At 62.4% G+C, this 19,527-nt stretch carries 16 protein-coding genes and 1 tRNA gene; 10 read left to right on the top strand and 7 right to left on the bottom strand.

What is annotated here, in order from left to right; translation table 11 throughout:
• Window positions 1-241: 241 nt before the first annotated feature.
• From ACFQDI_RS12050 to ACFQDI_RS12040, 3 genes are all read right to left on the bottom strand, one after another.
• Window positions 242-1,525: a class I SAM-dependent methyltransferase gene (locus ACFQDI_RS12050; RefSeq protein ID WP_377166831.1), complete on the bottom strand. Its 1,284-nt coding sequence runs from the start codon at window positions 1,523-1,525 to the stop codon at window positions 242-244.
• A 53-nt stretch (window positions 1,526-1,578) separates the two neighbouring features.
• Window positions 1,579-2,523, bottom strand: coding sequence for a GDP-L-fucose synthase family protein (locus ACFQDI_RS12045; protein WP_377166829.1), 945 nt, complete (start codon window positions 2,521-2,523; stop codon window positions 1,579-1,581).
• Between the two features lie 183 nt (window positions 2,524-2,706).
• Window positions 2,707-2,781: transfer RNA gene (locus tag ACFQDI_RS12040), tRNA-Glu, on the bottom strand.
• Window positions 2,782-2,996: 215 nt separating this feature from the next.
• Between ACFQDI_RS12040 and ACFQDI_RS12035 the strand changes: the two genes are divergently transcribed.
• The 8 genes from ACFQDI_RS12035 (at window position 2,997) to ACFQDI_RS12000 (ending at window position 10,245) form a co-directional block, all read left to right on the top strand.
• Window positions 2,997-3,215 carry a hypothetical protein gene (locus ACFQDI_RS12035; protein WP_377166827.1) on the top strand — a complete coding sequence of 73 codons (219 nt, stop codon included), beginning with the start codon at window positions 2,997-2,999 and terminating at the stop codon, window positions 3,213-3,215.
• A gap of 574 nt (window positions 3,216-3,789) precedes the next feature.
• Window positions 3,790-4,341 carry a hypothetical protein gene (locus ACFQDI_RS12030; protein WP_377166825.1) on the top strand — a complete coding sequence of 184 codons (552 nt, stop codon included), beginning with the start codon at window positions 3,790-3,792 and terminating at the stop codon, window positions 4,339-4,341.
• Entirely contained in the window at window positions 4,223-6,712 is a 2,490-nt protein-coding gene (locus tag ACFQDI_RS12025; protein ID WP_377166823.1) for a hypothetical protein, read from the top strand. Before ACFQDI_RS12030 ends, ACFQDI_RS12025 begins: the two co-directional genes overlap by 119 nt.
• A gap of 55 nt (window positions 6,713-6,767) precedes the next feature.
• Window positions 6,768-7,421, top strand: coding sequence for a GTP-binding protein (locus tag ACFQDI_RS12020; RefSeq protein ID WP_377166821.1), 654 nt, complete (start codon window positions 6,768-6,770; stop codon window positions 7,419-7,421).
• A 66-nt stretch (window positions 7,422-7,487) separates the two neighbouring features.
• Window positions 7,488-7,889, top strand: a complete 402-nt coding sequence (locus ACFQDI_RS12015; RefSeq protein ID WP_377166819.1) for a roadblock/LC7 domain-containing protein — start codon at window positions 7,488-7,490, stop codon at window positions 7,887-7,889.
• Window positions 7,890-8,175: 286 nt separating this feature from the next.
• Entirely contained in the window at window positions 8,176-9,144 is a 969-nt protein-coding gene (locus ACFQDI_RS12010; protein ID WP_377166817.1) for an FAD:protein FMN transferase, read from the top strand.
• 74 nt (window positions 9,145-9,218) lie between these two features.
• On the top strand, window positions 9,219-9,695 hold the full coding sequence (locus ACFQDI_RS12005; RefSeq protein WP_377166815.1) for a DUF2127 domain-containing protein: 477 nt from the start codon (window positions 9,219-9,221) through the stop codon (window positions 9,693-9,695).
• Window positions 9,696-9,747: 52 nt separating this feature from the next.
• Window positions 9,748-10,245, top strand: coding sequence for a hypothetical protein (locus ACFQDI_RS12000; RefSeq protein WP_377166813.1), 498 nt, complete (start codon window positions 9,748-9,750; stop codon window positions 10,243-10,245).
• Between the two features lie 91 nt (window positions 10,246-10,336).
• Here the strand turns inward: ACFQDI_RS12000 and ACFQDI_RS11995 are convergent, their stop codons facing one another.
• Together ACFQDI_RS11995 and ACFQDI_RS11990 are read right to left on the bottom strand one after the other, a co-directional pair.
• Window positions 10,337-10,819, bottom strand: a complete 483-nt coding sequence (locus tag ACFQDI_RS11995; protein WP_377166811.1) for a hypothetical protein — start codon at window positions 10,817-10,819, stop codon at window positions 10,337-10,339.
• A 5-nt stretch (window positions 10,820-10,824) separates the two neighbouring features.
• Complete coding sequence (locus tag ACFQDI_RS11990) at window positions 10,825-12,000, bottom strand: AraC family transcriptional regulator (RefSeq protein ID WP_377166809.1); 1,176 nt, start codon at window positions 11,998-12,000, stop codon at window positions 10,825-10,827.
• Window positions 12,001-12,112: 112 nt separating this feature from the next.
• Here ACFQDI_RS11990 and ACFQDI_RS11985 point away from each other — a divergent pair, with 112 nt between their 5' ends.
• Both ACFQDI_RS11985 and ACFQDI_RS11980 read left to right on the top strand, forming a co-directional pair.
• Window positions 12,113-13,066 carry a YHYH protein gene (locus tag ACFQDI_RS11985; protein WP_377166807.1) on the top strand — a complete coding sequence of 318 codons (954 nt, stop codon included), beginning with the start codon at window positions 12,113-12,115 and terminating at the stop codon, window positions 13,064-13,066.
• An 83-nt stretch (window positions 13,067-13,149) separates the two neighbouring features.
• On the top strand, window positions 13,150-15,681 hold the full coding sequence (locus ACFQDI_RS11980) for a DEAD/DEAH box helicase (protein ID WP_377166805.1): 2,532 nt from the start codon (window positions 13,150-13,152) through the stop codon (window positions 15,679-15,681).
• 66 nt (window positions 15,682-15,747) lie between these two features.
• On the opposite strand, the gene ACFQDI_RS11975 is transcribed toward ACFQDI_RS11980, so the two are convergent.
• Both ACFQDI_RS11975 and ACFQDI_RS11970 read right to left on the bottom strand, forming a co-directional pair.
• Entirely contained in the window at window positions 15,748-17,940 is a 2,193-nt protein-coding gene (locus ACFQDI_RS11975) for a molybdopterin oxidoreductase family protein (protein WP_377166803.1), read from the bottom strand.
• A gap of 2 nt (window positions 17,941-17,942) precedes the next feature.
• A complete protein-coding gene (locus ACFQDI_RS11970) occupies window positions 17,943-19,523 on the bottom strand; it encodes a DmsC/YnfH family molybdoenzyme membrane anchor subunit (RefSeq protein ID WP_377166801.1) in 1,581 nt (526 codons plus the stop codon).
• Window positions 19,524-19,527 lie beyond the last annotated feature (4 nt).

The raw sequence follows: 19,527 nt of genomic DNA, 5'->3' as shown, positions 1-19,527 counted from the left end.
GAGGCAGGCTCAGGATTCCTGCCTCTCGAGAGCTGCATGTCCAGTGAGAGCCTCTACCTTCGAAGGCTCGAAGATGCCCGCTCCTCCACCCGGCCATCGGAAAGCGGTAGCTGCGGTCGTTCCTCCCTCCGCGACCGCACTCCAAATTCAGCGAAGATCCCCATAGTCCAGCTGCCCTCAAAACGAAAAAAGCTCCGGCCCTTGCGGCACCGGAGCTGATTTGAAGAGATCGAAGCGGAACTCAGCCCACCAGATGCACCTGGGGCATCGGCACCACAAACTTGCCGCCGCGGGCCAGGAAGTCGCTCTCACGCTTGAGGAACTCCGGCATGAAGTGCCACGGCAGCACGAGGTAGTAGTCCGGCTTGGCGGCGCGGGATTCCTCCTCGGAGATGATCTTGATCTGCGTGCCGATGGTGTACTTGCCCCACTTGATCGGGTTGCGGTCAGCGATGGCAGGCACCAGGTCCGGCGTCACATTGCAGTACTGCAGGGTGGTGCTGCCCTTGGTGGAGGCACCGTAGCCGTGCACCAGCTTGCCCTCGGCCTTGGCCTTCTTGAGGAAGGCATCGAGGTCGATGCGGATGCGCTCGATGTTGTCGCGGAAGACGGCGTAGGGCGCGTCGGAGTCCAGCGCCATTTCAAACTCGCGGATGCGCAGTTCCTGCACACGGGCGGCGGCTTCGGCGGATGGCTTCACCTGCCCGGCGTTGGCGACGACGAGGCGGAAGCTGCCGCCGTTCACATCATTGAGATGCACGTCGATGACCTCCAGACCGTGGTCGCCAAACAGGCGCTCCAGCACTGCCAGCGAGTAGTACTCCAGGTGCTCGTGGCAGATGGTGTCAAAGCTGTTGATGTCCAGCATCGCAGGGAGGTAGCTCTGCTCCAGGATCCAGATGCCGTCCGTGGCCAGCACGTCGGCGATGTCCTGCACAAAGGCGTGCGGGTTTTCCAGGTCGTAGAACATGGAGATGCTCGTCACCACGCGGGCCTTTTCCGTGGCGTGAATGCTCTTGAAGGCGCGGGCGGAGAAGAAGTCATTCACCACCGTGAAACCCTTGGCACGTGCCTTGAGGGCCACGTCAGAGGGGTCGATGCCGATGTGGCGCAGGCCCTTGGTCTTGTAGCTGGAGAGCAGCGTGCCGTCGTTGCAACCGATGTCGAGCACGATGTCCTTTTCACGCAGGCCCACGGTCTGCTCCACGAGCTGGGTGATGCCCGTGAGGTTGTCGATCATGGACTGGTTGATGCCGGACTCGTAGTAGTAGCGGTGATACAGAACCTTCGGCGGCACGGAGTGGCGCATCTGCACGAGGCCGCAGGCGTTTTCATCCTGGGAGGGGTCGCAGCGCACGAGATCGAGCGGCACCTTGCGTTTGATGAGCGCGCTGCCGTCCTCGCTGGCCAGCACACCGCCAATAAACTGGTCTCCAAGGCTGACGACGGGAGTGAGGCTGCGGGAGCCGCAGATGCGGCAGGTGTTGCGGGTGATGAGGACGGGGCGGAAAGCTTGGATGGCCATGGGCTCAATTGGCATTGTTGTGCTGGTGTGTCCAGCTAGATTCATGGGCAGGATCAGACGCGGGCGGTGGCGCGGTTTTCAAGGAACCACTGGTAGGTGCGGGCCACGCCTTGGCGGAAGTCGGTCTTTGCCTTCCAGCCGAGTTTTTCCATGCGGCTGACGTCCAGCAGGCGGCGCGGGTTGCCGTCCGGCTGCGTGGTGTCCCACTGGATCTCCCCGGTGTAGCCAATGATGGTTTTGATAGCCTCCGCCGCATCGCGGATGCTGATCTCCGAGCCGGTGCCGATGTTGATGATGTCGGGGCTGCTGTAGTTTTCCAGCAGGAAGGCGCAGGCGGAGGCGAGGTCGTCCACAAAGAGAAACTCCCGCGTAGGCTTGCCGCTGCCCCAGAGGGTGACGCTGGGTGCGCCGGTCAGCTTGGCCTCATGAAAACGTCGGATCAGCGAAGGCAGCACGTGCGAGTGCTCCGGATCAAAATTATCAAAGGGGCCGTAGAGGTTCGCCGGCATGCCGCAGATGAAGTCGCGCCCGTATTGGTGCCGGTAGCCCTGGCAGAGCTTGATGCCCGCGATCTTGGCCACACCGTAGGGCGCATTGGTCTCCTCCATCGGCCCAGTCATGAGGCTGTCTTCACGGATGGGCATCTCCACCACCTTCGGATAGATGCAGGTGCTCCCAAGGAAGAGCAGCTTCTTCGTGTCATGGCGGTGCGCGGCGGAGAGCACGCTGTTCTGGATCTGCAGGTTGTTGAGCAGGAAATCCACCGGCTGGGTGTAGCTGGCCTTGATGCCGCCCACCGTCGCAGCTGCCAGGATGACCTGGTCCGGCCGCTCTGCGGCAAAGAAAGCATCCGTGGCATGCTGATCACGCAGGTCCAGCTCGGCCTTGGTTCGGGTGATGATCTGCCACTCGGGCTTGTCAGCGTAATGGCGCAGCAGCGCGCGTCCGACGAGACCCTGATGACCGGTGATGAATAGTTTGCCGCCTGATGAAGACATGCCTGCATGCCTAGCGGAAGCACGTGCGGTGTCCAGCACAGGTTCAGTTTCCAAGCGACAATGCTGCGGAGGCTGCAACGGGCGGGTGAAAACATGTCATGCTATTTTATAGCAGGTCTTTGCATGCAGGCCTGGGATTCAGTCTTTGCTGATCACCTCTGGCCGCCACTCTCTTGGAGAGAGTGGCGACCCCTACGAGAATCGAACTCGTGTCGCATCCGTGAAAGGGATGTGTCCTAACCGCTAGACGAAGGGGTCGTTTGCTCGGATTGAGCGGGCGGAGATAGTGCTTTCGATGTGAAATTTCGCAAGAGGAAAATGATAATAAAATGAAAAAAGTGCAAAGCCCCTCGCCAGCACATTCGCAGCCGATTTTTTTACCCCCTGTGCGGACTGCGGCGCGAGTACGCGAATGATCCTGATATTTGAGCAGTAGGCGTCGTTCCGCAGCACCTCGCGTCATTGCACGTGTCATGAGCCGTTGGCTCCAAGCACGCACGTTCCCGAACAGCCCACACTCCAAGCTGTTTGGCGAAAGCGGTTATGGCATGGCTCAATCACCCATCGCAAATCCATCTTCTCATCTCGCTCATGCGCCCGCCGCGAAAGACCAAGAGCGCGGCGATTATCAGCAATTCAGCTCAAACCAGCATCCAGCAGGATGGCGTCTCAAGCACGCGCCTTGGGAATGAGGGCAATCTTTGAAGTCATAGCTCGTGAGTAGGAAAGCCCCCGAGCTTTTTTAGCAAGTCCCAGGGCAGAGAATGCATGCGGGACATCGGGGCGTTGTAATTGCGAAGGGATCACTGAGCAAAACGCATGTTCAAAAGCATCTGGAGAAAGGGTTGCTGAGCAATGGTTCAGAAGAAATGAAAACAGTGGAAAATGCTTGAACAATCGTTCATTAATAATTAACCTCAGTTAAATAACTCAAATGCCGAGGTATTTGTTTATAATTACTAGATTTTTCACACAGGCTTGCTATCTTGCTATGTCGGGCCGCTTCATCTGCCGATGAGTTTTTCGTTCCGAAGTTTGTTTCAGCGTGGAGTCGGTTCTAACGAACCGAGGCAGGACGCTCCGCAAAACTTCGCGGTAACACATCTCCAGAGAGTGGCTGGCAAACACAGCCTCTCTTTCATGCAAGCATCTCACCCCCAACAGTTTTCAGCCGGAGCCTCCCCCTTTCAAATGGGAGGAAGCCCGCTCTTCAAAACCGCTGGCAATGAACCGATCGCTGCACCGCCAATCAATTCAGCTGCAGGGATGTCCCCCTTCAGCGTGATCGGTGCCACGCCCACGAATACACCGCTGACGGTGGGAGACGTCATCAATCAGCTGCCCGCCGAGGTCGTGCGCATGGGGGCCCTGCCAGCAGAGCAGCCGCTGTCCCTGCCCCCTGCCCTGCTGGAAAACGCGCTGCGCAGCGGACAGGCGGCCCTGCCGGTGTTTGAGCTCTACCGTGTCTGCCCCGCACTTTTTCAGGTGCCCATCTCCCCCCCAGGACCCACGGCTCGTGGCGCTGCCTGCGGCCAAGCTTCCGGGGCTGATCGCCCAAGCACGCGAAAGCCAGGGCGGAGCCCCGTCCGCAGCATCGGTGCCATCGCCTTTCTCGCTAGGCCAGCCGGGAGGTGCCGCACCAGCGCCCGCTGGCTCCCCCTTTCAGATGGGGCATTCCCCGGCAGCATCGCCTTTTTCCATGGGTGCGGGCTCCAATGGCTCGCCCTTCAACATCCCTCAAACGCCCAAGGCACCCGAGTCTGCTGGCTCGCCTTTCTCCATGGGCGGCAGCACCAACGGCTCTCCCTTCTCTGCTAGTGGTGGCAACAACGGCTCCCCCTTCGGCGCTCCGCAGCAGACTCCCGCAGCACCGCCTGCTGGCTCGCCTTTCTCCATGGGCGGCAGCACCAACGGCTCTCCATTCAGCACTCCGCAGCAGGCTCCCGCAGCACCGCCTGCTGGCTCGCCTTTCTCCATGGGCGGCAGCACCAACGGCTCTCCCTTCAGCGCTCCGCAGCAGACTCCCGCAGCACCGCCTGCTGGCTCGCCTTTCTCCATGGGCGGCAGCATCAACGGCTCTCCCTTTGGCACTTCGCAGCAGACTCCCGCAGCGCCACCTGCTGGCTCACCTTTCTCCATGGGCGGCAGCACCAACGGCTCTCCCTTCAGCGCTCCGCAGCAGTCTCCCGCAGTGCCACCTGCGGGCTCGCCTTTCTTGCTCGGCGGCAGCCTGGGCGGCGCTCCCTTTGGCACCTCGCAGCAGACTCCCGCTGCGGCACCCGCTTCTCTTTTCGCTCCTGCACCGCAGGAAGGCGGCTCGGCACCTTCGATGGGCCCGTCTGCGGCCTCCATTTCCACCCTCTTCACGCCCTCTTCCCAGCAGAAGGCATCCACACCTTCAGACGTGGCGCCAGCTCCTGGACTGCCATTCGGTTCTCCGTTTGTCTCAGCAATGAAGGAGGCCGCTCCGCCAGCGGAGTCGTCAGCGCGGAATCCCTTTGCCCCTCAGCCGCAGTCCGCAACGCCCGGCGGTGCGACTTCCGGCATGGCCAAGCTCGGCTTTGCCGCCGTGCTTGGTGGTTACAGCGTCGAAGAGCTCGGCTTCAATCCGACCACCCTGCCAGCATGGATCACCACCAGCGTTCCGGTGAGTGTGCTCAACGAGCAGATTTCTTCCGGCAACATCATCGTGGAACTCGGCATGCTGATCGATGGCATCTCCGACCTCGGTTTCCGCAACACCATCGCCAGCGCCAAGCGTGATTTCAGGATCAAGCTGCCGCAAAACGAGGTGTTTCATGCCATGACCAACGCCTCTGCAGCCCCTGCCGCCGCGCCGGCAGGGGCCTCCTTTGGCAACCCCGGCCAGGCGCAAAACACCGCCTCACGCCTCTCGGTGCAGCCCATGCCGCAGCAGCAGTCCCCGCAGCCCATGTTTGCCAGCGCACCCGCTGCGGCAGAGCCAGCGGCGCAGGCACCCACGTTTGGCGCGGCACTTTCCGCCTTCGCACAGCAGGGCCAGCCCGCCGCGGCATCACCGCTGATCCCGGCGTTTGGCCCAGCCCAGAACGGAGGTACTTCAGCGCCGTCGGCGTTCAGTGCCCCGGCCTCAGCACCAGCCTTTGGCTCCACGGCTCCAACCGGAGGGCCTGGATCATTTGCATTTGCCCCTCCCGCCGAAGCCGCGCCACCGCCACCCGCACCTGCTCCCTTTGCAGCCGTGCAGCCGACTGCGGCCACCCCATCCAAGCCACTGCAGCCCCTCTCAGGCGTATTCCCCGCCTTTGGAGCTCCGCCGCCCTCGCCTGCGGCATCTGCACACCATGCGCCGTTCTCCGGAGCGACCACCAAGCCCTTCGATCCTTTTGCCCCCTCCTCCGGGCCGCTGGCAGCCACCAAACCCCATTCGGAGTCAGGCTTCAACAGCGCCCAGTTGCTCGGGCAGTCACCCACCGCGCATCAGCAGCCAGCCTCGATTTTTGCCCCGGCCCCCGAGGTCAAGCCCGCCGCCAGCCTCTTCTCCGCACCATCTCCGGCCCCCTTCCAGCCTACGCCCTCCTTCGCCCCAGCTCTGGAGGAGATACCCTCCTTCCCCAGCACGGCATCTTCAGCGTCACAGCCCGCCTCACGCAGCCTCTTCAGCGCCGCCTCCGCAGCCGTGCCCCTCTTCTCTGAGCCAGCACCATCGCAGCCAAAGCCGGAATTCAGGCCCGCAGCACAGCCCGCCACCCTGGCTGGCTCTGCCAAAATGCCAGAGGTCAAGCATTCCTACCTCGGACTTTCCCCGCTCGACACCCAGACGGACCAGCTCCTGCTGCGTGCCCTGCTGAGCACCGAGGAAAAGCTCACGGCACCGCGTGTCGTGGAGCTGCTGGCCCTGCAGCAGGGCCTGAGCGCCTGCGTCTGCCTGCACGGCTCCCACGTCCTCAATCACGCCGACCCCTCCAAGCCGGAAGCCCTGGAGTTCCAGCGCCAGGTGCCGGACATCGCGCGTCAGATTCGCGGTCTTGCCCCGCTCATCGGCATCGACGGGGCGGAGACCTTCACCCTCAATGCGGGCGGGCGACTGATCACGTTCTGCTTCCCGGGGAGTTCCATCGTTGGTGTGCTGCACAATGTTGAACCCTCCACCGGCATGCGCGACAAGATCACCCTCATCGCACGCGAACTCGACCGCATGCTGGGCTAAGGCGCACCGACAGGCTGCGGCATCCCTCACTCCCCATTCGTCATCCCCCTCAGCCATGCCCAGCATCAATCACGACGACCGCACCATCAGCTTCAAGATCGTGTACTGCGGCACACCGCTCAGCGGGAAGACCTCCAATCTTCAGCAGATCCACGCCAAGCTGGACCCCACCGGACGGAGCGATCTCGTCTCCCTCTCCACGGCGCAGGACCGCACGCTCTTCTTTGATTTCCTCGCGGTGGAGGCCGATGCCCTGCCGGGCTACAAGACCTCCTTCCACCTCTACACCGTGCCCGGCCAGATCACCTACAACGCCACGCTGCAGCTCGTGCTGAGGCAGGCAGACGGAGTCGTCTTTGTGGCGGACTCCCAGATGGACCGGCAGCGCGACAACCTGCAGTCCCTGCAAAGCCTGGAAGCCAACCTGCGCATGAACGGCAGTGCGCTGGAGCGCCTGCCCATCGTCATCCAGTACAACAAGCGCGACCTGCCCAATGCTGCGCCGGTGGAGTACCTGGAGTACCTCTTCAACAACCGGCCCACGCCGTTCCTCAGCTTCGAGTCAGACGCCCGCACCGGGCGCAACGTGCTCGCCACGCTCAATGCCATCTCCCAGGCCGTGCTGCATCAGTTCCGCCTGCGCACCGCACCGCCAGACAGCAACGGCACGCCCAAGGAGATGCGCACGCAGGAGCTAGCCGCCGCCTGAGACGCCGCGCCGCCGCAGAGCACCGCCCTCCATCCTGACTTTTTTCCGCCGCCACCCCACTCTCCCATGGAACTCGCCGCGCTCGTGTCATCCCTGCCGGCTGTCATTCAGGCTACCGTCGCCGATGACGCCGGACGCGTGCTGGCCTGCGCTGGAGACGATGCACCGCCCACCGCCGCCGTCTTGGTGCTGGCGCATGCCACCCTCTCCGCCGCCGCCGAGCTGGGCCGCCGCTCTGGCAACGGCGAGTGCCTGGACATTGTGCAGCAGCATGAGAGCGGCGTGATCTACCTGCACGCCCTGCCGCACCACCGCCTGCTGCTGGTCCGCTGCAAGAGCTCAGCTACCATCCCTGCCCTGCGAGATGCCTGCACCCGGCTGATGCGTCCCATCTCCCCTCTACTGCAAACGCCACCAATTCCCGCCTTGGATCTCAGCGATGCCATGCACGCGCCTCCACGGTGGTGAGCGCCTGCAACGAGCGCCCAAAGTCTCTGCCTCAAGTGCCAACGCTGGGAAGACCAGTCCGCACTGGGAGCGCAGGTTTTTAGCCGGCTCCGGGACACTCCGCCGCCGCAACACGCCCCGTGGCAGCAAGCAGGCCGACAGCCACAGGGACGCTCGTCCTGAGCCGATGTGAACACAGCACTCCAAGCAAAGAGCTGTGCCTTGCCAAACCTTCTGGAGTGATACAATCGCGGTGATTGTTTGAGTAGGCTGTGATAGGGATGCCCCACCCATCCCCCGCGCCTTCATGACTTCCGCAGCAGCCCGGCTTTTCCTGCTTCCTCTCCTTCTCTGCGCACTCCCGGCACGTGCACTGGAGCGCTTTGATTTCTCCGCACCGCTGATGTTCACCACCTTCCGAATCTCCGTGCATGCGCAAGACCGTGCGCAGGCGGAGAAGGCGGCGGACGCGGCCTTCAAACGCATCGCCGCGCTCAATGCGGTGTTTTCCGACTACGAGCCGAACAGCGAGCTGATCCAATGCTGCAATGCCGGACCGGACAAGCCGGTAAAAGTGAGCGCAGATCTCTACGATCTGGTGCATCGCTCGCAGCAGCTAGCAGAGATCACCGACGGGGCTTTTGACATCACTTGCGGAAACCTGACGCATCTTTGGCGGCGCACCAAGCGCACGCACCAGCTCCCGCCTGCAGAGAGGCGGCAGCTGGCGCTGGCCGCCACGGACTGGCACGCCCTGCGGCTGGATGAAAAGGCGCACACGCTCACGCTACTGAAGCCGGGAATGCTGCTGGATGTGGGCGGCATCGCCAAAGGCTATGCGGCGGATGCGGGGCTGAAGGTGCTGCGTGAGCACGGCCTGAACAGCGCGCTGATGATGGCGGGCGGAGACATCGCCATCGGCGATCCACCACCGGGGGAGGATGCGTGGGAGATCAAGCTGCGGCAGTTTGCCACTCAGAAGCCGGAGGAGGATCTGATCTCCGTGCGCCTGCACAATTGCGGCGTGTCCACCTCGGGGGATTTGTATCAGTTCACCGAGATCGAAGGAAAGCGGTACTCGCACATCGTGTCTCCCTTCACCGGCATGGGGCTCACGGAGAGAATCGCCTGCTCGGTCATCGCCCCCGACTGCACCACCAGCGACGCCCTAGCCACGGCCATGTGTGTGCTGGGCAAGGAACGTGGAGAGAAAGCGGCTTCGCAGATCAAGGGAGTGACGGTGAAGTTTGCGCAGACAACCGCAGACGCGAAGTAACCGCACCGCACACAGCGGCAAGAAAGCCTATTGCTTTCTGATTGATGCCTCTCTTCCACCGCGCATTCTGAAACATGACTTCCTCCGGTTTGCGCAAGAGTCTTGATGTGGTGGCCGCCATCGAAGCGGCCAAGGGCACCCTCGTGCTGCTGGCAGGCTTTGGCCTGCTGGGGCTGCTGCACCGCGACCTGCATGCGCTGAGCGGCGAGATCGTGGCCCATCTGCACATGGACCCCGCGAGGAAATACCCGCACATCTTCATCGACCTGATGTCTTCGCTCAATGACCACAAGCTATGGCTCATGGCGGGCATGGCGCTGCTGTACTCGACCATTCGCTTTGTGGAGGCCTACGGCCTGTGGAAGCAGAAGACCTGGGCGGAGTGGCTGGCGCTGGTGGGCGGCTGCATCTACCTGCCGGCTGAAATTTACGAAATCGCGCGGAAGATCACTGTCATTCATGTGGGCGCACTGGTCGTCAATCTGGTGGTGGTCCTGCTGATGGCGAAGGTGCTGCTGCAAAAGCGCCGCAAGAAGCAGGCGCAAGGCTGAGCCTTTATTTGAATGGCCCTCAAAGGCATCTATACGCTAAACCCACCACATCATGTGCATGGAATTCGGCAACACCTGGAAGCAGATTCGATCCACCCTGATCGCAGGCTTGATCATTGGAGCCGTGGCAGCGGCAGCAGCCGCAGGCTTCAGCCACCACGAAGGACGCCCTTTGGACTTCAAGGTGCTGCTGGCTCTTCCTCTCGGCATAGGCGTGATGATTCCCCTGTTTGTGCTGCCCACCCTGCTCGTGTCCATCCGGATCGAGGATGGCATGATATCCCACTGGCTGTGCCGTCGCTGGAAGCTTAGCGAGGGACGTGTGGAAAGCCTGACCAAAGTGGAGATCGCCATGAGCACGGGCGCGAAGTTTTATTTCTCCGACCGCAAACCCATCTCCTTCATGGGGGCGGACCTTAAAAACTTGGAGTCCATGTGCCTGTACCTCTTGGAGCTGCGACCAGAGTTTGATCAGTTCGTCTTTGGCTCACGCGCGTCGATGATCCTGAAGACAGTGAGGCTGTTTAAGGAGAAGCGGCAGGGGGCATGAGCCAGGTCAGGGTATTGTAGTACCGGCTTCAGCCGGTTCTGGGTAGTGTTGGAATGGAGTGTGCGCTCCACGTCACGCCAGCTATCCTACTCTACTCTGGTATGTTGCGGCTGAAGGCCTGCCAGACACGCTCAAATCGCTTGGAGAGTTTATGCTCGATCATTTGGCGCGGGTCTCGATCACGAGGATAGGCATCACAGCCACGAACCTGCCATTCCTTGGAGTTCTTTCGGACCGTCAATTCCCACGACAAGTAGGAGCATGCCGGACGATCGTCCTGCGTTTGGAAAAAATAGGAGGGTCGCCAGGAAGAGACTTTTTGGGAGTCCAGCTCTCTCCAAAAGCGGCTGACTTCATCCTCCGACAAAAGTCGGGATGCCTTCCTGGCTTTTGCAACATCACTCGTCCGGATCACGGTGATCCGACTGCCTTTGATTTCATAAACCGTGCTGGCAAAAAAGCCGCCCATGTAGAGCCGGGCAAAGTCGGATTTGGCTTCATCTTGACGGCGACTGGTGCACCCAACGGCAAATTCAAGCCACAGACAGCAGGCTATGAGCAAGGGAAGCTTCATGGGTTTCACAGCAAAGATTTCTTTTTCCTGAACTCTCCCGGCGTCATGCCCGCGCGCTTCCGAAAGGCCTCCGCCATGTACTGCGGGTGCGTGAAGCCGCAGCGGGCGGCGATGGCATCGAGCGTGAGGTCGGTCTCCACCAGCAGCTTTTCCACTGCAGCAAAGCGGATGCGGTTGATCTCCTCCCCTGGGCTGCGACCGATGAAGGCCTTCATGCGGCGCTCCAGCACGCTGCGGGAGAGCGCGGTCTCGCGCGCCACGCGGGCGACGTCGATCTGCTCGGTGGCGTGCTGGCGGATGAAGCGCAGCGCAGCGGCGATGCGCGGATCTTCCACCGCGACGATGTCACTGGATTGGCGCACGACGATGTCTCCAGGTGGGAGCAGATGATTTTCTCCAGGCTTGGGGATGCGCTGCTTTTTCATCCAGGCATCGAGCAGGCGGGCGGCCTCGTAGCCAGCGGCCTGGCCGCGCAGGCGCACGCTGGAGAGCGGCGGAGAGGCGGTGTCGCAGAGCATGGTGTCATTTTCCGCGCCCACCACGGCTACCTCTTCAGGAACAGCGATGCCCGCACGCCGCGCGGCATCCAGCAACCAGAAACCGAGCTGATCATTCACGGCAAAGACGCCCACGGGTTTCTCCAGCGAGACGAGCCACTCGGACAACGCCTGCTGGTGGGCGTCCCAGCGCAGGCGGCGGCTGGATTTGAAAACGGAGCAGTCAAAGCCTTGGGCGCGCAGGGTTTTGACAAAGAAAGTGCAGCGCTCCTCAAAGAAGGCCTCCGAGGTGTCCAGGTAGCAGGCAAAGCGCTGAAAGCCGCGATTGCGCAGATGCTCGGCCACACGGGTGCCCACGATGCTGTTGTCCATGCCGACAAAGGGAAAGCTGTGCGGCAGCACGGTGGTGCGCAGCTCGATGACCGGCAGTTTGGTGGCCTTGAGCTGGCGCAGCAGCGCGGCATCCACCGTGCGGGAGAGAATGCCGTCTCCGGGCCAGTCTTTGAGCCAGTCGGGGAAGCGGCTGTGGAGATCGCGCGGCTCCAGGTAGAGCGACCACGGGCCGTGCTCAGCCACATATCGGCGGACGCCGCGCACGATGTCGCGCCCGTAAGAGCGTGAGGTATCCACAAGTACGGCGACCTGCGGGATGCGTGCGGGGTTGGTGCGAGGAGCCTGCGGCATGGGTGAGATGCAAACCGGAATCTGCCCATGGACGCAAGCACGAAGAGCAGCGCAACGGGCGAAGGCATTATTTTTGTAACGAAACAAACGGCTTAGGGTTACCCTGCGCAACATGCGCCTCTCCCGTACCCAAGCCTCCCCTGCCCTGCTGCTGAAAGCAGGCTGCACGATCCTCGTGACGGCCTGTCTGGCGGCCTCGTCACAGCTGCCGCCGAACGAGGTGAAGATCTCCACGGACAGGGAGTACCGGCGCATCCAGGCCAACGGCATCCCAGACCACACGCCGGGGCAGTTCCCCAACCGGCACAACCCGAACGTGATCGGGCCGCAAAGGTATGACTACAAGGTGCCGCTGCACCCGAAGGTGGCTGAGAAGCCGGTGCCATACCATATGCAGCCCTTTGGCATCGGGGTGAATGGCGTGGTGTTTGACCCCTTTGCTGCGGAGTGGTGGCAGGGCAATCCGGCCAGCGGCTGGCAGTACGAGCCGCACGGCGGAGCTATTGATCTGGGGCTGGACTCCAGCAATGCGCATGTGCAGCCCAATGGCGCGTATCATTACCACGGCATACCCACCGGGTTGATCGAAAAGCTGGCGGGCGACCAGAAGAAGATGGTGCTCGTCGGCTGGGCGGCGGACGGCTTCCCCATCTACGGCCCCTATGCCTACAGCGACGCCAAGAACTCGGACAGCCTGGTGAAGAAGCTGGTAGCCAGCTATGCGGTGAAGCAAGGCACGCGCCCGGCGGGATCTCCCGGCGGCAAGTATGACGGCGCCTTTGTGCAGGACTACGAATACGTGGAGGGCAAAGGCGACCTGGACGCCAGCAACGGACGCTACGGTGTGACGCCTGAGTTTCCCAAAGGCACCTACTACTACGTGCTAACGGACACCTACCCGTATGTGCCGCGCCAGTTTGCCGGCACGCCGGACGCCAGCTTTGCCCGCCGTGGCCCTCCCGGTGGCGGCTTTGGCCCTCCAGGACGTGGCCGTCGTGGCGGCCCCGGCGGCATGCGCCCGCCAGGCCCTCCCGGGCCTCCGGGATTTGGCCCGCCGCCGTTTTAAAGCTGCCCAGATGCGCCGCAACGGGTGCGGATTGATTCCAGACCAGTTGCGGCGCAACTGTACTACTTTATGGGTGATGCCGAATGACCGACCACCCGCTGCTGCGCCGACTGCCGAAATCCACCGACTGCTCCAATGACGAACTGCTGGCGGCGTTTCTGGACTACGTGGCGGAGAAAAATCTGGAACTGTACCCCGCGCAGGAGGAGGCGATCCTGGAGCTCTTTGATGACCGCAATGTGATCCTGAACACGCCCACGGGATCGGGCAAATCGCTGGTAGCGCTGGCGCTGCATTTCCGCTCTCTGGCCAAGGGGCGGCGCTCCGTGTACACCTGCCCGATCAAGGCGCTGGTGAATGAGAAGTTTCTCTCCCTGTGCCGCGACTTTGGCCCGGAGAATGTGGGCATGGCCACGGGGGATGCCACGGTGAACCGCAGCGCGCCCATCCTCTGCTGCACAGCGGAGATTCTGGCCAACTACGCCCTGCGGGACGGCGCCGACGCGCCCTTCCGCGAGGTGGTCATGGACGAATTTCACTACTACTCCGACCGCGAGCGCGGCGTGGCCTGGCAGGTGCCTTTGCTGACGATGAACAACGCGCGCTTTCTGCTGATGTCCGCCACGATGGGCGGCTCTGATTTTTTCAAAGAGAAGCTCAGCACGTTGACGAAGGCCGAGACGACCGTGGTGGCGGCTTATGAACGGCCGGTGCCGCTGGAGTTCAGCTATGCTCAAACTTCGGTGGATGTGACGCTGCAGGAGCTGGTGGCGGCGAACAAGGCGCCGGTGTATCTCGTGCACTTCACGCAGAACGAGGCCGCCCAGGCGGCGCAGGACCTGATGAGCCTGAACTTTTGCAGCACAGCGGAGAAGGCCGCGATCAAGGAGTCGCTGGTGGGGTCCAAGTTCACGAGCCCTTACGGCAAGGAGGTGAAGAAGTACATCAGCCACGGCGTGGGCATTCATCATGCGGGGCTGCTGCCGAAGTATCGTGTGCTGGTGGAGAAGCTGGCGCAGCGCGGGCTGCTGAAGGTCATCTGCGGCACGGACACGCTGGGCGTGGGGGTGAATGTGCCCATCCGCACCGTGCTGCTGACACGCCTGAGCAAGTACGGCGGCGAGAAGGTGGCCACGCTGAGCGCACGGGATTTTCACCAGATCACCGGACGTGCCGGACGGCGCGGCTATGACGATGTGGGCTACGTCGTGTGCCAGGCACCGGAGCACGTGATCGAAAATGCAAAGATGGATGCCAAGGCCGCAGGCGATGCGAAGAAGCTGCGCAAGATGGTGAAGAAGAAAGCGCCGGAGGGCTTTGTGGGCTGGAACGAGGACACCTACAAGAAGCTGCAAAACGCCGCACCTGAGCCTCTGGCATCCCGCTTTCAGGTGTCCCACGGCATGCTGCTCCAGGTCCTGAGCCGCAAGGGAGACGAATGCGCGGCCATGCGCCAGCTCATCGCGGACTCGCATGAAACAACGAACGCAAAAAAGCAGCACGAGAAGCGCGCGTGGGAGCTTTTCCGCGCGCTGGTGCAGCGCAAGATCATCGAGATCATTCCACCCAAGCAACGCGATGCTCAAGGCACCAAGCTGCGGCTGAATGTGGAGCTGCAGGAGGATTTTTCGCTGAACTACACGCTGTCGTTGTACCTCATCGACACGCTGGCGCTGATCGATCCCGCCTCGCCCACCTACGCGGCGGATGTGCTGACGCTGTGCGAGTCCATTTTGGAAAACCCGGACATCATTCTGCGCAAGCAGCTGGATCAGGTGAAGACCGAAGCCATGACTGCGATGAAGAACGAAGGCGTGCCGTATGAGGAGCGCATCGCGCGGCTGGAGGAGCTGGAATATCCCAAGCCCTGCCGCGACTTCATCTACAGCACCTTCAATGCCTTCAGCGAGGTGCACCCATGGATCGGCCAGGAAAACATCCGGCCCAAAAGCATCGTGCGGGAGATGTTTGAGAACTTCCGCAGCTTCAGCGACTACATCAACGACTACGAACTGCATCGCGCCGAAGGCGTGCTGCTGCGCCACCTCTCCAGCGTGCACAAGGTGCTGGCGCAGACCGTGCCGGAGAATTTTAAAAATGAGTCCGTGCAGGAGATGGAGGCCTGGCTGGCCGGCGTGCTGCGCGGCACGGACTCCAGCCTGCTGGATGAATGGGAGCGCATGCGCGACCCGAATTTCAAACCGGACGAGGTGGTGGAGAAGCGCGAGGAGGCGCCCGACATCACGCGCAACAAGCGCGAGTTCACCGCCCTCATCCGCACCGAGATCTTCCGTTTCCTGCGTCCTCTCTCTCTGGAGAACTATGGCACCGCCGCAGCCACCGTGACAGGTGGCGTGAACGCGGACGCCCTGGCTGCCATGATGGACCCATACTACGCCGAGCACGAGCGCATCCGCCTGGACAACGAAGCCCGCAACGGCCGCCACACCTACGTGGATCCAAGCGAAGACCAGGCCTCATGGCGCGTCTGCCAGGTGCTGATCGACCCCGAAGAGCTGAACGACTGGCAGGCGGAATTCAGCGTGGATCTGGCGCAGGCACGGGAGGATGGAAAGCCGACGCTGGTGCTGAAGGGTGTGGGGAAGATTGGGTAGCTCATCATAGTTGCTCAGTTGCGCCGCAACTGAGAGGTTTTCCGGTCCAGTTGCGGTGCAACTGGGCTACTTTTCCACCCGCACCGCCGAGTGCTTGTAGCTGGGCTGGCGGCTGTGAGGGTCGAAGGAGGCATGCGTGAGCTGGTTCACGCGAGGATCGTGCATGGGCAGGAAGACTTCACCGGGCCTCACGCAGGTGGTGAGGCGGGCTTTGGCGGTGAGTTCGGCACGCTTGGAAATAACGCGCACGGGCATGCCTTCGCGGATGCCGAGAGGGGCGGCGTCGTTGGGATGGAGATCGAGCATGAGCTCCTGCGGGATCATCTTGGCGAGCACGGCGGACTTTCCCGTACGCGTCTCGGTGTGCCACTGAGCGCTGGTGCCGCGGCCGGTGATCAGGACGAGCGGATACTCCGTGCTGCGCTGCTCCGGAATGGCCTGCGGGGCCTCGAAGACAAACTTCGCTCGTTTGTCGGGCGTGTAAAACTTCCCATCCTCAAACAGGCGGCGCTCCTTCCAGGTGGTGGCTTTGAACTTGGCGGCGTCATCTTTGGACAGCGGCCACTGCACACCGCTGGATTTCTGCACCATCTCATGGCCGGCGATGCCGGAGATATCGCAGGGCTGGCCCTCGGTGCAGCGCTGCAGCACACGGAAGACGGCCTCGGGCGTGCTCCAGGCGCGGAAGAGATCCTCGCAGCCCCAGTAATGGGCGATAAGGCGGAAGATGTGGAAGTCCGCAAGCGCCTGCCCCGGAGCACGGCGTACCTTGGGACTGTAGCCGATGCGGCGCTCGCTGTTGATAAAGCAGCCGTCCTTTTCCCCCCAGCCTGCGGCGGGCAGCACGAGGTGGGCGCGCTTGGCTGTCTCTGTGCTGCAGTACATGTCCTGCACGACGATGAAGTCGAGCTTGTCGAGGATGCGGTTGATCTCATTTTGGTCGATCCACGAGTGGCTGGGATTGGTGGCGACAAACCAGAGGGCTTTCACGGTGCCTTCATCGGCGGCCTTGAGGATCTGGTCATACGCCAGGCTGGGGCGGTCGGGGATGCGCTGCACGGGGATGCCGGTGGCGGCGGCGACTTTTTCACGATGGCGCGGATTGCGGAAGTCGTGGCCACCGAGAAGATTTGTCGTGTTCGAGAAAAGGCGCGAGCCCATGGCATTGCACTGGCCGGTGATGGAATTGGCACCGGTGCCGGGTTTGCCGATGTTTCCCGTCATCAGCGCCAGATTGATGATGGCCTGGGCGGTGCGTGTGGCCTGATGCCCCTGATTCACCCCCATGGTCCACCAGAAGGAGACGCGCAGCGTGCCGTGGATGATGGTCTGGGCGAAATGCACAAGGCGATGCACGCTAATGCCCGTCTCCTCCGAGACGCGTGCGGGATGGTAGTCCGCGAGGAATTTCTCGAACTCATCGAAGCCGGTGGTGTGCTCCTCCACAAAGGAGGTGTCCACTCCGCCGTCCCGGATGATGAGATGGGCGATGCCGTAGAGAAGGGCGAGGTCGCTTTTGGGTTTGATGGCATAATGCTGCGTGGCGGCCATAGCGGTCTCCGTGGCGCGGGGATCGACGACGATGATCTGCGGGTTGCGCTTGTTGCGCAGGACGCGCTGCCACATGATGGGATGGGCGATGCAGGGATTGGCCCCGATGAAGACGAGGACATCGCTCTCCTCAAAGTCCGCGTAAGTGAAAGGAGGCGCATCAAAACCGAAGCTCTCCTTGTAGGCGGTGACGGCGGTGGCCATGCACTGGCGGGTGTTGCCATCGCCATGGATCATGCCTAGGCCAAACTTGGTCAGCGCACCGAGAAAGGCCATCTCCTCAAACATGATCTGCCCGGTGCTGATGAAGGCGGCGGCCTCGGGGCCATGCTTGTCCAGCACGGCGCGCATCTGATCGCAGAAGTACTTGAGGGCGGTGTCCCAGTCCACCTCTTTGCCATGCAGCAGCGGCATGCGAGCGCGGTCGGGTGCGTCCAGCACGCTCAGCGCTTCCCAGCCTTTGGGGCAGGCGGTGCCGATGTTGACGGGATAGTCGGGGTCCGGTGTGAGATTGACCGCAGCGCCGTCTTTAAGATGCACCTTCAGACCGCAGCCGGTGGAACAGAAGCCGCAGACGGCTTTTGTAGCGGCGTCTGGCAGCAGATGCGCCGGCACCTGACCGAGCCCGAAGCGCGCGGGCTCGCGCACGAGGTCGGCGGTGAGCGGGCCATCCCACTCGCGCAAGGTCATGGCGGGCAGTTTCATCATGGTCAGTTTCCTGGCATTTTAGAGCCTGCGGAGGCGGTGAAGAAATAGAGCCTCTCGATGAGCTGGCTGCCGAAGGTGAGCAGCAGCGAGAGGGTGAACATCCAATGGGCGGCAGCACCACCGGCGATGGTCACCGGTATGAGCAGGCCGGTGGCGATGAGCAGTAGGCCACGTGCTTCGATGTGATGCGGGAGATGCCGTTGCAGGATGCGTGCGGATTTGTGCCAGAGGCAGGCCTCATCTGCCAGCGCACGGCGGTAGGAGGAGATCTCCCACAGTGACAAGGTCCAGCGGAAGAGAAGGACCAGCGCCATGGCCCACGTGGCGGCCGTGATTCCGGCCCAATGCCACACGGCGGCGCACAAGCCAGCACCCAGCAGCAGTGTGGTGCCGAGAAATTTGACGCTCACATTCTTCAGCGACCAGAAGGGCCTGCGTGTGTCCACATAGACCATGACGGAGCACCACACCGCGAGGAGTGCGGCGATTGCGGTGCCGGTGACGGCGAGGCGCATCCACTCGATGTTTCCAAGCCACCAGGTGGCAGCAATAGCCGTGCCGCCTGCCGGCAGCGCACCGAAGGCCATGATCTCTCGGGAGAGCCAGCTTTTGCGCCAGCCAAGGAAAGCGCGCCAGGCTTTGAGCGGCTGGCCGAGATGAAGCGTGCTGAGAGCCACGCCCGCCAGACCGACGATGAGCGCAGCAGCACTGGTGATGGCAGCCTGCGGCAGGGTGAGCAGGTGCAGCCACATGGCTGCGCCGCAGAAAGTAAAGGCTCCGGCGCTCATCTGAGTGAGAACGAGCATCCATGCGAGCGGATCGTGATGACCGTGATCGAGATCCAGACGGCCGACGTCGGCTGGCTGCGCGGCGGAGGGCACGGGCTGTGTGGAGATGTAGGTGGTGGTGGGGCGTGTATAGCTGGAATCAAACGCACCGGCAATCATGCTACCGCGATCTGGCACGACATCGATCTTCACGACCTTGATCTTGATGGCCTCATTGGGGCAGGACTGCACGCAGGCGGGGGCCTCTCCCTCTGCGAGGCGGCCCTGGCACATGTCGCACTTGCGCACGATGCCGCGCTTGAGGTTGAACTTCGGCACATCGTAAGGGCATTTCAGGATGCAGTAGCTGCAGCCGATGCACTGGTCGTCCAGATGACGCACGATGCCGGTGCTGCTGTCCTTATCATAGGCCAGCACGGGGCAGCCGTCTGCACAGGCAGGATCTGCGCAGTGGTGGCAGGCGGTGGTGACGGTCTGCAGGTAGGGCTGCTTGCGCGTGCCCACGAGCAGGCCCATGTCCCGCCAGCTCTCTCCTTCATCCAGGCCATTGAGGGAATGGCAGGCGGCCACGCAGGCCTTGCAGCCGGTGCAGGCGTCGAGATTGACCTCAAAGGCGTACTGCTCCCCCGGCTGCGGCTTGCTGAGGGGGATGAGGTGCGTGAAGCGCTCACGCACGGAGCGGGAGTCGTATTCTTCGGAGAAGAGGGCGACGGGCGTACGAAGCGTCTGCTGCTCGCGGAGGGCGGCGTCAATGATGCTAGCGCCGGAGCCTCCGGCTGAGATTGAACGCTCCATGTCG

This window comes from Prosthecobacter fluviatilis, from assembly GCF_042655725.1.
In the GTDB taxonomy this organism is placed as follows: Bacteria; Verrucomicrobiota; Verrucomicrobiia; order Verrucomicrobiales; family Verrucomicrobiaceae; genus Prosthecobacter; species Prosthecobacter fluviatilis.
This window is presented reverse-complemented; position numbering and strand designations above follow the sequence as displayed.